This window comes from Enterococcus sp. AZ109 (assembly GCF_051714625.1).
Classification (GTDB): domain Bacteria; phylum Bacillota; class Bacilli; order Lactobacillales; family Enterococcaceae; genus Enterococcus_A.
In genome coordinates this window covers 2,947,514-2,962,234 of sequence record NZ_JBIOSF010000001.1, presented here as the reverse complement: position 1 = coordinate 2,962,234, position 14,721 = coordinate 2,947,514, and the positions used below count along the sequence as shown (strand labels likewise).

The window sequence follows — 14,721 nt, the reverse complement described above, 5'->3', positions numbered from 1 at the left end:
AGTAAACGTCCCGAAAACAAAAAGAAGATGGGTTTTCTGCCATTTTTCTTCAAAAAAATTATAGTTTTCAGTTAAAAATCATGAAAATTTAAGTAAAAAACGGATCATCCATTAGTCAGATGATCCGTTTTACCTTGCTATTCCATTTTCCCGACGACCTTCACCCGTAAGCGTGTTGCATTCTCCGGATGATAAGCCAGCGGGGTTTCTTCCACTTCTACCAGTTCAATTGTTTCTTTAATCGCACCGGCTAAAATGGCTTGTTGGGTTGCTTTTGCTTGAGCATCCACTAAGCTGTCCTTGCGAGCCATCTTGGTATAAATGTAAATTTGCTCGTATTGACCGCTGATTTGAGCAATCGAAGCCCCGATAGCATTAGCCACTCCGCCGTGTTCGTTGTAGTAAGCTTTGGCTACACCTTTTAAGTCTTCAGGAATAATGATCGCTCCGCCACCCACTAGGACTAGATCCACATCGCCTGAACTAGTTTTCATCTTGTCGATGGCTTCTTCGGTCATTTCCTTGATCCGCTGATACGCTTTTTCAGCAAATTCTTGTGAGATATCGGCGACTAAAGAAGCATCCCCCACCTCAGCTTTGCCTAATCGTACAGCGATATCAGTTGCGGTGATTTGATCGCCTCCAAAGACTTTGGCTTCTGTCGTGATCTTATACCCCACACTATCCGGTCCAACGGTTACTTGGCCGTCTTTTTCTCGCACGATACTGCCGCCACCTAAACCGATAGAAATAATATCCGGCATCCGGAAATTGGTACGAATGCCGCCTACATCCACTGCCAAAGAAGACTCTCGTGGAAAACCATCTGTTAAGACACCCAGATCCGAAGTTGTACCGCCCACATCTAAAACAATTGCATTTTTCAACTGTGCCAAGTAAGACGCACCCCGAATACTATTCGTCGGTCCACAAGCGATTGTTAAAATTGGGAACTGGCGAGCAAATTCAATGGACATCAAGGTACCATCATTTTGGCAAAGATAGACTTCGGCCGATTGAATACCTTCGCTTTTCAGCGCTCGCTCAAAGCCGTTACTGGTCATACTCATTACTTTATTCAAAGCCGCATTTAAAATGGTGGCATTTTCCCGTTCGATTAACCCCACTGATCCAATCGTTGCTGAACAAGAAACAGGAATGTTTTCTCCTAAGATTTCCTTCGACCACTCAGCCACTTGGAACTCCTGATCGTTCTTCAAGGAAGAAAAGACCCCAACGATTGCTAAGGACTCGATTTTCCCTTGCCATTTTTTCAAAGCTGACTTGACTTCGTCTTCATCTAATTCACTTAAAGTCTGTCCATCGTATTCGTAGCCGCCATGAAGTAGTTCATAATTTTCTCCAAGAGTTGCTACCATATCTTGTGGCCAAGCTGTGTATGGCTTCACCGAGCCAGTGGCAGGATAACCTAAGCGGATGACACCTACTTTGGATAATTTTTTCCGTTCAACAATCGCATTCGTACACTGAGTTGTCCCTAACATCGCATGACTAATGGTTGTCGGATCAATTTTTGATTCTGCCATCACTTTGTGCAACGCCTGCTCGATTCCAGTTTGAATATCTTCACTAGTAGGTACCTTCACACCATGAACGAGTGCTAAATTTTCGTCAATAATGACGGCATCTGTATTGGTGCCCCCCACATCGATTCCGATTCTATACATCTGCATTCCCTCCTTGTGCCAGCATTTCCTCCAATGGAACATAGTCTAAGTCATAGCCGAAATAGCGGGGACCGACTGTTTGAATACCTGATTCTGTACGCCATTTATTATCGCAAGGCAATGCAATTACGCGCACTCGCTTGCCGTATTTTAATGCTTCAGTAGTAACTGGCATTAAAGTTTCCAAATCCACCATACAAATTAAGTCAGGTGTCATCGCCATCGGCACGCCGTCTTTTTCAGCAATCAGGTTTTCATTCTGGAAGAAAATCTTCGTTTCTGAACCTAGGTCTTGGTTCAAGCCTTCAATCGTAGCCTCACCAAAGTTAAAACCGCCTTCTAATCGGCGAATCACATCGATAATTTTTCCTTCAAACAGTTGCGTACCGTTAATTAACTCTAGCAGACTCGATAATTTCGTGGCTTCATCCAAATCATTACTACGAATAATTTTTCCGATTTTTTCTGAGAAAGTTACGATATTGTGAATACCGTGATCTTTTAGCTGACGACCAGTAGATGGATACAAGCTGACTAAAGAGCTGGCACCCATTTCCACAGTTTGGACCCGTGCTAAGCGTTCGGTCCATTTATTACTGATGGTTTCCATGATGCCGATGTTGCCTTTTTCGTCGGTGATCGCCATTGGGGCTGCTGAAATACCACCTAAGTTAAAAGTCGTCATTTGCAGCTCAGGAAAGGCCCGACCCATACCATCGCAATCTACTAAAGGAATTTGCAGAGATGCCGCCACTACGATCGGAATCATCGAATTGACACCGCCGGCTTCCATAGGGAAAGTCCCAGCCACTTTTTCAACACCCATGTAACGTCCCAATTTTTCAAACACGCGGACAAATTCGTCTCCCTTGGGAAATTTTTCAATTAAAACCGATGGCGCCCCCATCATGGCTGATGGCAAGAAGAAATCTTCATCTGCCACGTCTTGCGGATTAACCATTTTCACTGGTCCAAATTCTTTGATCGCTGATAAGGCCATCATTTTCCCAATATAAGGATCCCCACCGCCACCAGTGCCTAAAAAGGCTGCTCCCACGGCGATATCTTCAATTGCTGCTTCATCTAAATAACGCATGCTTATTCCTCCATTTCACGAACTTGTACTGGTCGTTTCACAAATAACTTGTTCCCAATTAAATAGCAGATAAAGGATAAAACAATCCCAATCAACGGTTGATTTGGCAACTGCGGAAGACTCGGGAAGAAACTCAATATAACCGGTGTACTAGCTACCAACGCTCCAATTAACCAAGAACTGATACCTAACCAATTTACCCCCGCTACTGGTTGCCATTTTTCAGGATCACCCTTTTGCACGACCCAGTAAGAGGCAATCATCACTCCTGCTACAGCAGGCACCATTGCTGAGAGCACCGACATAATTGGTACAAAGTAATTCAAAATCCCTACAACTGCTAGTACCGTACCAATTCCACCGGCAACTGCTACCGCCATTTTTTCTTTCTCTTTAGAAATATTAAACACATTAATCATGGCTAAACCACCAGAAAAAGCATTCACCGCATTAGTGGTCCAAGTTGCCAGAGTCAAAGCGATTACTCCTAAGATCGGTGAGCCAATACCCATAAATACTTCCGCAATATCCGCTGTGCCCGCTGTTAATGTCAAAATTGCCCCGACACCAATCATTAATACCCCCGCAGGCAGAATTCCTAAAGTAGCAGCTTTAACAACATCTTTCCGTGAAGTACAATATTGTGAATAGTCGCCGGCAATAACCGCACCTAGCGCAAATGAGCCAATTGTAATTGCCAAGCCAGAAGCCATTGATACTTCGCCGCTTCCTTGGTAGCTAAGAATTTCGCCAGCTGCACTGTTGCTGATAGAGACAAACACGCCATAAATACAGGTAACTACCAATACCGGTACTGCCACATAATTTAAAATATTCAAAAACTTGATCCCATACAGAGCGGATACTAGCATGATGATCCCCCATAATAAGGAAGAAGCTTGAATCGGCAGATTAATCCCGTAAATTGCTAAAAAAGTCGTAAAAGCCTGGCCACAAACATTCGCCTGAATCCCAAACCAGCCAAGACAAGCAATCATCAAAATAATCGAGATAATTTTTTGCGAACCCGTTTTTCCAAAAACCTGAGCTGCCATGCTCACTGTTGGTCTATGTAAATCTGTCCCTTGCATACCTTGTAAGATCATAATAGTCACAACAATGCCGTAACCCACAAGTCCTACCAACAGACTTTGTAAAAAGGACATGCCTGAAACCAGCGTCCCACCAATCATTAAACTTGGTACACAAATCATCGCCCCAGCCCAAACAAACGCCAAACTCTGCCACGACTGAGTATTCTTCTCTTCATTCATGCCAATTCCCCCTTTGTATTGCTATCGATTATATAAGATAAATGGGGGCTACGTCTTTTGCCAAATGAAAAAGATATCGCCAATTTTTGTCTAAAATGAAAAAAATCTCATTTTATACTCATGAAAAACAAAAAAACATGAACAATTACCTAGGCTAAGGCTAAACTCAATTGAACTTTGACTAGTTTTGTCCTGGGCTGTCTCTATATTTTCTATTTAAAAACATGATCTGGTGATCCAGCTGCAAGTAGTACCAACTCTAAAATGTCATTATTAATCTGATACATTAATAACCAGTCACCTTCTGTATGTAACTCTATAAACTCCTTAAGTGGTCCTTTCAGCGTATGGTCTTTATATTTTCTCAGCAGTATGTCACTCTCTCTATTAACTAGATGTCCGATCACTTTTTCGATCTTATCCATTCTTGAAATGCTTTTTCTTTAGTGACGTATAATCACGCTTAAAAGTTGGCGTTCTGGTTATCCATAGTTCAACTAAATTTGGGAAGTCTAGCCTAGTAGACATTAAAATTAGGTTATTACCCCCAATTTTCGAAGTTTCTGGTATCGAAATTGGGATTAATCAACTAGAAAAATAGCTTGGTTACTTTTGACATCCTAACCATTGATTTCAAAAAAAGCCTGGACAGTTGTCCAGGCTGAGTGTTGAAAATCCCTTTTTCGTTAATTCATCTTATTATATTGCTTAATCACTTTTTGTAGTTTTTCCATTTCATCTTCTAAAGAACCACCATCGGCAACGTTCAATAGTGAATGGTCGGCTTGAGCTTCTAGCAAGAGTTTGCTGATGGTCTGCATCGCTGAACGTGTTGAATTTAACTGGATGATAATTTCGTCATACGGCTTTTCGGCGATAATCATCTTCTTGATGCCGCCAATTTGCCCTTCAATTCGATTGATCCGTTTGACTAGCGCATCTACTTGGTGGTCTGGTAAATGACTCATAATACAGTCTCCCTGCTTTGATTGGTTTGTTTATCTCGGTAGTTTCTTTCAAAGATAGCACGAGTCAGGACTTCCTGTAAACCATTCTTTGGCTAAAAATACGTCCGACCTAGCAAAATGCTTTTGACTCTTGACTAATCTCCGACTATTTTATATGCTTATTATACCACATACCCCCATAGGGCATAATGATAAAAAGCAGGTGATCAAAATGGCACCATCCTTGGAGAAAAGACTGTTGAATTTAGCGATTCCGTCAACAATCGAGAACCTTTTACAGACGCTAGTGGGCTTTGTCGACATATTGCTCGTATCGAAAATCGGCTTGCTAGCAGTAACCGCTGTCGGTGTAGCAAATTCGGTGCTAAATGTTTATTTGGCAATTTTTATCGCATTAGGTGTTGGCAGTTCTTCCTTGATCGCTCAGCATATCGGTGCCAAGGATTCGGCTAAAGCAACCTTGATTGCTAGGCAGTCAACAGTTTTAGCAATTTTGATCGGTGGTCTATTTGGGTTAGCTACTCTGCTTTTTGGCCGACCAATTTTGCAGCTGATGGGCGCTAGTGCCCAAGTGATGGATTATTCTCAAACCTTTTTCTTTGTGGTGGGAGGAACCTCGGTCTTTCTATCAGTGATGACTATTTTGGGCAGTACTTTACGAGCTACTGGCGATACCAAATCCCCTATGAAAATTAGTGTTGTGGTAAACTTGTTGAATGTCGGATTGGATTTCATTTTGATCTTTGGACTTGGGCCAATTCCGGCTTTGGGCATTTTAGGAACTGCTATCGGCACTAGTGTGTCACGGTTGCTGGGCTGTTTCCTGCTATTTAACAAAATCAAACAATCCCCTGTCGCTTTTACTTTAAAAGAGGTGGTCGCTGCAAGTAATTTTCGACCGCTAATTGACCTATCAATTCCAGCAGCCTTGGAACGCTTAGTGATGCGGGTGGGTCAAGTGCTGTACTTTGGTTTAATCGTAGCTATCGGTGCGAAGACTTTTGCGGCTCATTCAATTGCTGGAAATATCGAAAGCTTCGTCTACATGCCCGCTTATGGATTAGCAACCGCAGCTTCTACTTTAGTCGGCGTCAGTATTGGAGCGCAAAACTATCCTCAAGCCAAGCGAGTAGCTAACCTGGCAGTAAAATATGGCGTCATAACCCTGACGACTTTGGGACTGATATTATTTGTGGGTTCCCCTTATTTTGCTCGATTGTTTACCCAAGATGCGACAGCAATTTCTCAGATTGTAACAGCACTAAGAATTGATGCCTTTAACCAACCTGGCTTAGCCATTAGCTTAATTATGACAGGCGCCTTGCAAGGCATGGGTGATACTAAATCACCACTTTACAGCACAGCAGTTGGCATGTGGGGCTTGCGAATTATAGGTGTGATTGTTTTGGGCCAATACTTTGGTTTAGGCATTGCTGGAGTGTGGTTGTCCATCGGAATTGATCTGTACGTTCGCTCCCTTTATTTGTCCTATAAATTCAGGAAAAATCTGCGGCAGCTAAACCACAACACATCTAAAAAGCTACGCCTGAAGCATCAAGCATAGCTTTTTTTAATCTATTCTGGAATTTTCATTCGTTTCATGAAGAAATTCATTACTGGATTTGTTTTAAAGAAGGGTTGATTCTTGTCCAACGTACCAATCTTCTGCATTTCATCGTTTGTCAGTTCGAAATCAAAAATAGCTAGATTGGCTTTGATGTGTTCAGGATTGGTTGATTTAGGGATCGCAATATTTTTACTTTGGTAGTGCCAGCGTAAAATAACCTGGACTACGCTTTTCCCGTACTTTTTACCTAGTTCTAAAAACAGTGGCTCGTTTAATAATTTTTTGTTGCCATGGCCGATCGGATACCAGGCTTCTAAGCGGATGCCCTGCTGATCTATGAAAGCCTTTAGCTCTTTTTGTGCATGATACGGATGACATTCGACTTGATTCACTGCTGGTAAAATGTTTCCACGATCTATTACTTCTTGCAACTGCGAAATTGTAAAATTACTGACACCAATTCCTTTAACTTTCCCTCCAACGACGGCTTCCTCTAGCGCTCGCCAGCTACCAAGGTAATCGCCGATCGGTTGATGCAGCAACAACAAATCAATCGTTTCCATCTTCAATTTTCTAAGTGACTTATCGATTGCTTTCTGAGTCTTTTCGTAACCATAATCACTGACCCAAATTTTGGAAGTTACATTTATTTCATTGCGATCAATCCCCGACTGACGAATTGCTTTTCCCACAGCGACTTCATTTCCATAGGCGGCTGCGGTATCAATCATGCGATATCCACTGTCTAACGCAGCTTTGACACTGCGGATACATTCTTCTTGATTGACTATTTGATAAACCCCAAACCCGATTTCTGGTAAGAATAATGTGTTCTTTTGCATTAATAGTTCCTCCTTAATTCCTCTTATGCCTATTTGATCATTTACTGAGTGAAATTACAGCTCTTGATCAAAAAAAGGAAGAATTTGTTCCATTGCTTCAGTTACATAGGGTTCCAAATCATACATATCAAAATGTCTAGCTTCGTCTACCACGTACATTTGTTTTTCACTGGTTGCATTGTTGTATAAGGTTTCTGCTGCTGAACGACTCCATGCGTTCTCACCGGTGATTACCAAATACGGAACCGCTAGTTCATCAATACTTTCTGCTGGACTGTACCCCTCCCATGTCAGTTCACTCCAAGAGATTGCTCGGTTATCCCAATTATCGACTGCTCCCCGCTCATTATTGTAATAATATGCTGCACCTTCAGCAAAAGCCCGCGGCATTAAGTCTAAATAGGTTGGCTCACCCTCGCCAGCTTCGACTGCCTGTTGGTTTTCTTCTACCTCTTCGATAGGAATTTGAGCTGAATCCATCATGTTGGTGATCGCTGGAACGACTGAAACAACAGCTTTGATCCTAGGATCTTCAATCGCTGCCATCGGCATATAACTTCCAGAGCCACACATCCCCATACCACCAATCCGCTGGGCATCCACATAATCCAAGGTTTCCAAGTAGTTGACTACTGAACTGATGTCCTTATTGTGTAAGTAAGGGTCTTCTAGCTGTCTTGGCTCTCCTTCGCTCTCACCAAAATGAGAGAAATCAAACACTACAGAAATAATCCCCCGTTCCGCTAGTCGCTGAGCATAAATCGACTGAGCTTGCTCTTTTACAGAGAGCATGGGTCCAGTGACAACTACTGCGGGATACTGTTGCGTTTCGTCAAAATCAGCTGGGGTAAAGACTGTGGCCGCCATAGCTAACCCGGTTTCATTGGGAATGCTCACATCTTCAGTCCCAATATCAATTGTGTCATTATCAGCAACCGCTGCTCCTTCCGGTGTTCGGGTTCCGTTAAAATACCAGATACCAATTCCAGCGGCTGCTACAATAATCAGACCCAGAAGAACAATTCCGAATTTTTTTAGTTTTTTCATGCTAGATGCCTCCGATTCTTTAGTTTAATTAATGTAACACATGACTCAAAACAGTTAATAATTAATTCGTGTGTAAGCCATTGAAGCTAGCTTTAGCCCCGTCGCTTCTTTCGTGTATACTTCCGTGACCACAAAAGGATTTATCACTTTAGTACCACCAACTACTGCGGTTAGTTTTATTCTATTTAATAAGATGACAATGTTCTCGAACGCTTTCAATGTCTGTTCTTGAAACTCAATTGCTTGATAAACGAGACACTTTTGTTCAACAATGTCGATTTCACTGTTACGACTTAAGGTTATGCCCATGTGAACAAATACTGCCTCTTGATGAACCAGCTCTTTCAAGGCTTTTCTATCGGCATCCTTTAATACTTGCCAAATTTTACTTGATACTTCACTAGCATCCATCTATCATCCACTCTTTTCTATTTTTCCACCTTATTGCTCTTAATTCTGTTAAGCTGTTAATTAGAAGTTTACAACCTGCCGGGAAAAATTTACAATAGAGATTACACATGACACTATAACTTAGACACATAGTGAAGGAGCATCTTATGATTGAATTGAAACAATTGGAGCAGTTGGTGGCCATTGCAGAAGCTGGAACTCTCTCTAAAGCGGCTGAAGAACTCCACTTATCTCAACCTGCTTTAACCCGATCAATCCAACGTTTAGAGTCTACTTGGGGAGTGACCTTATTTGATCGTCAGAAAAATCGCATTCAATTAAACGAGACTGGTGAGTTGGCTGTGGCCTCTGCCAAACAGATCTTGGAAGATGTTGACCAGATGACGAACACCGTTCGGCTTTTTGAAAAAAGGCAACGATACCTCACCATCGGATCATGTGCCCCTGGACCTATTATTCGTGCCTATTCCTATCTAAAAAAGCAGTATCCAGATTTATCCATTGAGCATACACTGATTGAGTCAAAGGGCCTAGTTGCAGGTTTGAAAGAAGATCGGTTTCAACTGATTATTACTGATACGCCAATTGACGAACCTGATTTTCTTTGCCAAAAGCTCTGCACTGAAGAATTGTTTGTCGCTGTTGAATTTGACCACCCTTTAACTATTTATAAAGAAGGGCTCTATGCAAAAGATCTTGCTGGGCAAGTCATGTTACTGGTGAAGAATATTGGTATCTGGCACGAAGTTGTGCTCGCACAAATGCCCCAAACCAAATTTATTCCGCAAGAGGATGTAGCAGTTTTTAATGCCTTAGTAGCGTCTTCGTCCATACCATCTTTTGCTACTAATTTAACTTTGGAATACCAAAACGATCCCGATAATTTTGTGTATTTGCCGCTATTGGACCCGGAAATGCACATTACTTTTTACGCTTGTGTTCGAAAGATTCAGCGCGACTTCTTGCCACCTAGTAGTTAATTATACTGAGCCATAGATCTTCGGCATTGTTTAAATAAGCTTCATAGTTGTGATGCGTTGGTATTTTTTCGCAAAAAAAAAAGCCTCGACTTAAAAAGTCTAGACTTAGTTGGTGATCAAACAGTAAATCATGCAGGCCATGTAGCACTCATAACTTCCCGAAAAATGAGTCACGTCATACCCTAAAAGCTCACTGATTTTTTTGATGCGGTATTTAACTGTATTCTTATGGATGAACAACAGTTCACTGCACCGCTGAAAATCCGCACTTGAATCTAACAAAAAGCAGCACAAAGTAGTCATATACTCCTGATTATCAATAATCGGCTCTAATAGTGCCAGCCAGCCTTCCACTTGCTCTTCACCTGACTGGACCAGCTTAATCCCATAGGCAACTTGGCGCATCTCACTAATGGAAAAGTTCTTTCGTGCTTTAAAAACAGTCGGCACCTGACTGGCGACTTCATTCACCAGTTGATACGTATTGCGGACATCAGTAGTGTTACGCATTCTAGGGCATAGAACGATGCTTTCGATCTGCTCTTGATACTGAGTACTATTCATAAATTCATTACTTAGCTCGATCTCCGAATCGTTGTGACGATAATTACCTAACAGCACCACCAACTGGTTATCCACCACTTGAACAACACAGGTTTGATAATATTTTGCTACATGCTCCATTAGCTCTTCTTTAATCTCCTTTTCCTGCTGAAGATCGCTTAATTGCAACAGCCACATCATATTAATTCCTTTGACATCGACTGCCAGACTTTTCGCTAAACGGTACATTTTTTCACTTTCATCATTTAAAATTGCCTGCAACAAGGCATACTCACTGACTTCCCCGTGCTTTTTCCCCCAAAGATTCAAAGATACTCGTACCAATTCCACCGCTTGTTCACATTCCAATTGGGTTAATAGATTATGCTCACGGATCAAATAAAGATTCAATACGCCATTATCCTTATGATAAATCTCTTTATAATAGAAGGAAAATTCATCTATTTGCTGCTGAAGACCGTCTTCAATCTGATTTTGCTGCACAAAACGCGCCACATCCATCGTAGAATTACGAGGCCATTTGATCTGATTGATGACCTCCCCATCTGCATTGGTCAAAATAATATTGGTCCGCAAAATATCTGATAAAATCTTCAACGTCATCTCAACACTGCGCAAATGCTCCGGCAGCAATGAAGCCTTCTCTAGTACTTCGTTAACAATATTATCAGCAGATTTTTGCTTCAAAATTTCCGACATAATTTCTACGATCGCTTCGTTGTAACGTAGTGATACATTGTTCTTAGGCATTTGAATAATCACAAAGTCCAATTCATCTGCTACCTTGATAACTTCTTGAGATAGCTTGGGAATCACAATCCCTACATAATACAAGATCATACCGATCTCACCGATACTATGAAGATAACGAATCGTATCACACTGCTTCTTCGCATCGTTACGAATACTAAAAAGCGAGGTAATTACTAGCTCCCCTGCGTAATACTCATTTTCCATCGCAATTTTATGATCAAAGAAATCCATATCTGAAACCTCTAAAAAAGAAAGAGAGGTTACTGTGCTGGTTAAACTATTATGACCGGCGATCACTTCCGCTTCTCGCAGTGATGGCAACTGCAATAAATCTTTCAATTTTATTCCCATATTTTTTCACTTCCTCATTAAAAAAAGGGGGGGTAAATTCATTTAGCTTTGGTAGATTAAGACTCTGGCTAAACCATTTTTTAAGTTTCTCCAAAATTCCCCTTTATATCGACAAGGTTACGATAGCAAATTCCGGTTTGCTTGTCTATGGTCCTAGAAAACTATTTCAGCATAATGGTTGACGGAAACTAGGCTTTTATGGCAAGATAAACCGTATTTTAGATTGGAAAGGAAGTTTCTTCAATGCTGAAAGATCAGCGAAATAAGCCGCCATGTAAATACCTGCCAACTTACAGCTAATCATTTGGGAGGTTCTTTTAATGGAAGAAAAGAAAAAATTTATTTCCTGGCCGGTGCTGGCCTTGATGTCATTCGTGACCGTGATCGGTTTTGACGACATTATTTACAATTTTGCCAACCAAGGGATGGGTGTCATTACCTCTTGGATTATTTTACTACTTTTATACGTAATTCCTTATTCTTTGATGGTAGGACAATTAGGTTCGGTCTTTAATCATGAAGGCGGCGGGCTGAGCTCGTGGGTGCGAGGCACTAGCGGTGATCGGCTAGGCTACTTTACCGCCTGGACCTATTGGGCGGCTTCAATTCCTTATGTGGTGGATACTGCCAATGCTGTCGTGGTGGGCGGCGGTTGGCTGATCAACGGCAATGATTCCATGGAGGACACCATGTCCAATTCCATGTTTGCCTTGCTAACCTTTGTCATCTTCTTAGCTTTTATTTTCCTGCAGCGGCATTTTAAAAAATCATTGGAAGTGTTAAGTACCCTTGGCGGCGGTGCAATGTTTGTGCTAGCGGTATTGTTTGTCATCATGACCTTCACTTCGCTGTTTATGCCAAATGGGCATATTGAAACCCAGCCAATGAACTGGCGAACCCTGCTGCCGAAGTTCGATTTACATTATTTAACCACGATCGGTCTGTTGATCTATGCTATCAATGGCGCTGAGCTGGTAGCACCCTTCGTGACTCGTATGAAGAAACCAAACCGGGATTTCCCGCGGGCGATGGTGATGCTGACGGTGATGACGATTTTCTTAACGGTCTTTGGTTCCTTTTCACTTGGCGTCTTCTTCGATGCTCACAACCTGCCGAACAACCTGAAAATGAATGGTTCTTATTATGCTTTTCAACGGTTGGGGGAATTCTATCATTTGGGTAACACCTTGATGTACATTTTTGCGGTAACTCAGATTATTTACATGTGCGCCCTCTTGGCGGTCCTGCTGGATGCCATGACTCGCATGCTGATCTCAGATACCGGCAAGCAGTTTTTACCGAAGAAGCTGACTAAGCTGAATGCCGATGGCTTGCCGATTAACGGTTATATCCTGACGACTGGCTTGAGTGCCTTCATTTTACTGCTGGGAGTTTTCCTGCCGGATATGAACGATATTTTCAACTGGCTGTTGAATCTAAACGGCATCATTTCGCCAGGAGTCACCTGCTGGATCTTTTATGCCTTTATTCGCATTCGCATGGACAGTCGCAAGTTCCAATCAGATTATGTCTTTATCAAAAATGACCGGATGGCGATTTTTGTCGGCTGGTGGTGTCTGATTATTACCGCACTGGCAACTATTTTTGGAATTCTGCCACAGGATGCCGCTTACGGCTCTTCTTTGTTCTGGCACGAATTGATTTTGAATATTGTGGGGATTGTCGTTTTGATCGGGCTGGGCTTTGTGATGCCGGCTTTAGCTAAACAAGAACAGCCAAGCTAAGAGTGGAAATCTTTCCACTCTTTTTTCATAATACCTTTGTTTTCGGATACCCGTGACTTCAGTCAGAGGAGGAGAAAACAATCGACTTGGCCGAAAGTCCCCCCTTTTTCCGAATCCTCCTTTTCTTAAAATTACACAGAACAAATGTTCGTGTTTTTGTGTGCTTTTTCCTCTCATTGTTTTATAATTAAAGGTAAGAGGTGGTGAAATAATTGAATGTACTCACAGCGAAAATCCAACTTTACGTACCCGATGAAAAGGATCAATCAAACTTAATGCAAACTATGACTGCCTATCAGAATGCGTGCAACTGGTTATCCAAACAGGTTTTTCAATCGAAAGTGTTAAAACATTTCCATTTGGACGAACTTTATTATCGAGAATTGCGTGAGCGCTTTTGTTTGAAGGCTCAGATGGCCCAATCCGTCACGAAGACGGTTGTTGCTAGATATAAAACATGTAAATCAAACGGACATGATTGGACTCAAATTGAATTTAAGCAGCCGCAATATGACTTAGTTTGGAACCGAGATTATTCACTGAAAGAATCGTGTTTTTCTGTGAATACCCTAACTGGTCGATTGAAGCTCCGCTTTGAAAAGAAAGGCATGCGCCACTTTTTTGACGGTACTTGGAAATTCGGTACGGCAAAGCTGGTGTACAAGTTCAATAAATGGTTCTTGCATATTTCTATGTCGAAAAAAGACGAATTGCCAGACTTGACTGCTACCACTCAAGTCGTTGGTATAGATCTTGGCATTAACTTCTTAGCCACTACTTATGACGGTGATGGCAAGACGATCTTTTTCAATGGCCGTGAAATCAAGCATCATCGGGGAAAAGCCAAAGCTCTCCGCAAACAATTACAGCAACGGAAAACGCCTAGCAGTCGCAAGAAGATTAAGACCATCGGCTCACGAGAAAACCGTTATGTTACAGATATGAATCATCAAGTAACGAAGGCACTCGTAGAGAATTATCCGAAAGGCACTCTTTTTGTTCTTGAAGACTTATCTAGCGTGAGACAAGCAACTGAAAAAGTTCGTGTGAAACATCATTACGTGACAGTAAGCTGGGCTTTTTACCGATTTCGGAAATTTCTGGAATACAAAGCTGCTTTGAATGGACAACGAGTAGTTGTTGTATCACCGAAGTACACTTCTCAGACCTGCCCAAAATGTGAACACGTTGAAAAAGCAAACCGTGATAAGAAGCATCACCATTTCTGCTGCAAAAAATGCCAGTACCAAAGCAACGATGATCGCATCGGTGCTATGAATCTGTTCCGAAAAGGACTTGATATGATCGAAACAGATGTTCAAGGGGCATGACCTCTTGAACAGGGGCGAAGTCAACCGTCCTGATATTCCATCACTTTAAGGTAGGAGTATTGAGGTAATCAGTATGTTTTCACTACCGGATAGGAATAAGTCTA

13 protein-coding genes are annotated in these 14,721 nt (G+C 41.9%); 4 read left to right on the top strand and 9 right to left on the bottom strand.

The window, feature by feature from the left end; all coding sequences use genetic code 11:
* Positions 1-137: 137 nt before the first annotated feature.
* The 5 genes from IGI42_RS14580 to IGI42_RS14560 all read right to left on the bottom strand — a co-directional run bounded on the left by IGI42_RS14580 (position 138) and on the right by IGI42_RS14560 (position 5,026).
* Positions 138-1,688 carry a hydantoinase/oxoprolinase N-terminal domain-containing protein gene (locus IGI42_RS14580; RefSeq protein ID WP_438716592.1) on the bottom strand — a complete coding sequence of 517 codons (1,551 nt, stop codon included), beginning with the start codon at positions 1,686-1,688 and terminating at the stop codon, positions 138-140.
* Positions 1,681-2,784, bottom strand: coding sequence for a DUF917 domain-containing protein (locus IGI42_RS14575; protein WP_438716591.1), 1,104 nt, complete (start codon positions 2,782-2,784; stop codon positions 1,681-1,683). Before IGI42_RS14575 ends, IGI42_RS14580 begins: the two co-directional genes overlap by 8 nt.
* A 2-nt stretch (positions 2,785-2,786) precedes the next feature.
* A complete protein-coding gene (locus IGI42_RS14570; protein WP_438716590.1) occupies positions 2,787-4,058 on the bottom strand; it encodes a cytosine permease in 1,272 nt (423 codons plus the stop codon).
* Between the two features lie 212 nt (positions 4,059-4,270).
* Positions 4,271-4,483: a type II toxin-antitoxin system RelE/ParE family toxin gene (locus IGI42_RS14565; RefSeq protein WP_438716589.1), complete on the bottom strand. Its 213-nt coding sequence runs from the start codon at positions 4,481-4,483 to the stop codon at positions 4,271-4,273.
* A 261-nt stretch (positions 4,484-4,744) separates the two neighbouring features.
* Positions 4,745-5,026, bottom strand: coding sequence for a metal-sensitive transcriptional regulator (locus IGI42_RS14560; protein ID WP_438716588.1), 282 nt, complete (start codon positions 5,024-5,026; stop codon positions 4,745-4,747).
* Positions 5,027-5,180: 154 nt separating this feature from the next.
* Here IGI42_RS14560 and IGI42_RS14555 point away from each other — a divergent pair, with 154 nt between their 5' ends.
* The gene (locus IGI42_RS14555; protein ID WP_438716587.1) at positions 5,181-6,590 is read left to right on the top strand and encodes an MATE family efflux transporter; all 1,410 of its coding nucleotides are present in this window, start codon (positions 5,181-5,183) and stop codon (positions 6,588-6,590) included.
* Positions 6,591-6,601: 11 nt separating this feature from the next.
* On the opposite strand, the gene IGI42_RS14550 is transcribed toward IGI42_RS14555, so the two are convergent.
* The 3 genes from IGI42_RS14550 to IGI42_RS14540 are packed head-to-tail and all read right to left on the bottom strand — an operon-like array spanning position 6,602 to position 8,893.
* Positions 6,602-7,435: an aldo/keto reductase gene (locus tag IGI42_RS14550; protein ID WP_438716586.1), complete on the bottom strand. Its 834-nt coding sequence runs from the start codon at positions 7,433-7,435 to the stop codon at positions 6,602-6,604.
* Between the two features lie 54 nt (positions 7,436-7,489).
* Entirely contained in the window at positions 7,490-8,482 is a 993-nt protein-coding gene (locus tag IGI42_RS14545; protein WP_438716585.1) for an alpha/beta hydrolase, read from the bottom strand.
* A gap of 54 nt (positions 8,483-8,536) precedes the next feature.
* A complete protein-coding gene (locus IGI42_RS14540) occupies positions 8,537-8,893 on the bottom strand; it encodes a nuclear transport factor 2 family protein (RefSeq protein WP_438716584.1) in 357 nt (118 codons plus the stop codon).
* Positions 8,894-9,039: 146 nt separating this feature from the next.
* On the opposite strand from IGI42_RS14540, the gene IGI42_RS14535 reads away from it, so the two are divergent.
* On the top strand, positions 9,040-9,873 hold the full coding sequence (locus IGI42_RS14535; protein WP_438716583.1) for a LysR family transcriptional regulator: 834 nt from the start codon (positions 9,040-9,042) through the stop codon (positions 9,871-9,873).
* Positions 9,874-9,978: 105 nt separating this feature from the next.
* Here the strand turns inward: IGI42_RS14535 and IGI42_RS14530 are convergent, their stop codons facing one another.
* Positions 9,979-11,541, bottom strand: coding sequence for a PucR family transcriptional regulator (locus tag IGI42_RS14530; RefSeq protein ID WP_438716582.1), 1,563 nt, complete (start codon positions 11,539-11,541; stop codon positions 9,979-9,981).
* A 320-nt stretch (positions 11,542-11,861) separates the two neighbouring features.
* Between IGI42_RS14530 and IGI42_RS14525 the strand changes: the two genes are divergently transcribed.
* Both IGI42_RS14525 and IGI42_RS14520 read left to right on the top strand, forming a co-directional pair.
* Positions 11,862-13,286, top strand: coding sequence for an amino acid permease (locus IGI42_RS14525; protein WP_438716581.1), 1,425 nt, complete (start codon positions 11,862-11,864; stop codon positions 13,284-13,286).
* Between the two features lie 212 nt (positions 13,287-13,498).
* Complete coding sequence (locus tag IGI42_RS14520) at positions 13,499-14,617, top strand: RNA-guided endonuclease TnpB family protein (protein ID WP_438716580.1); 1,119 nt, start codon at positions 13,499-13,501, stop codon at positions 14,615-14,617.
* Positions 14,618-14,721 lie beyond the last annotated feature (104 nt).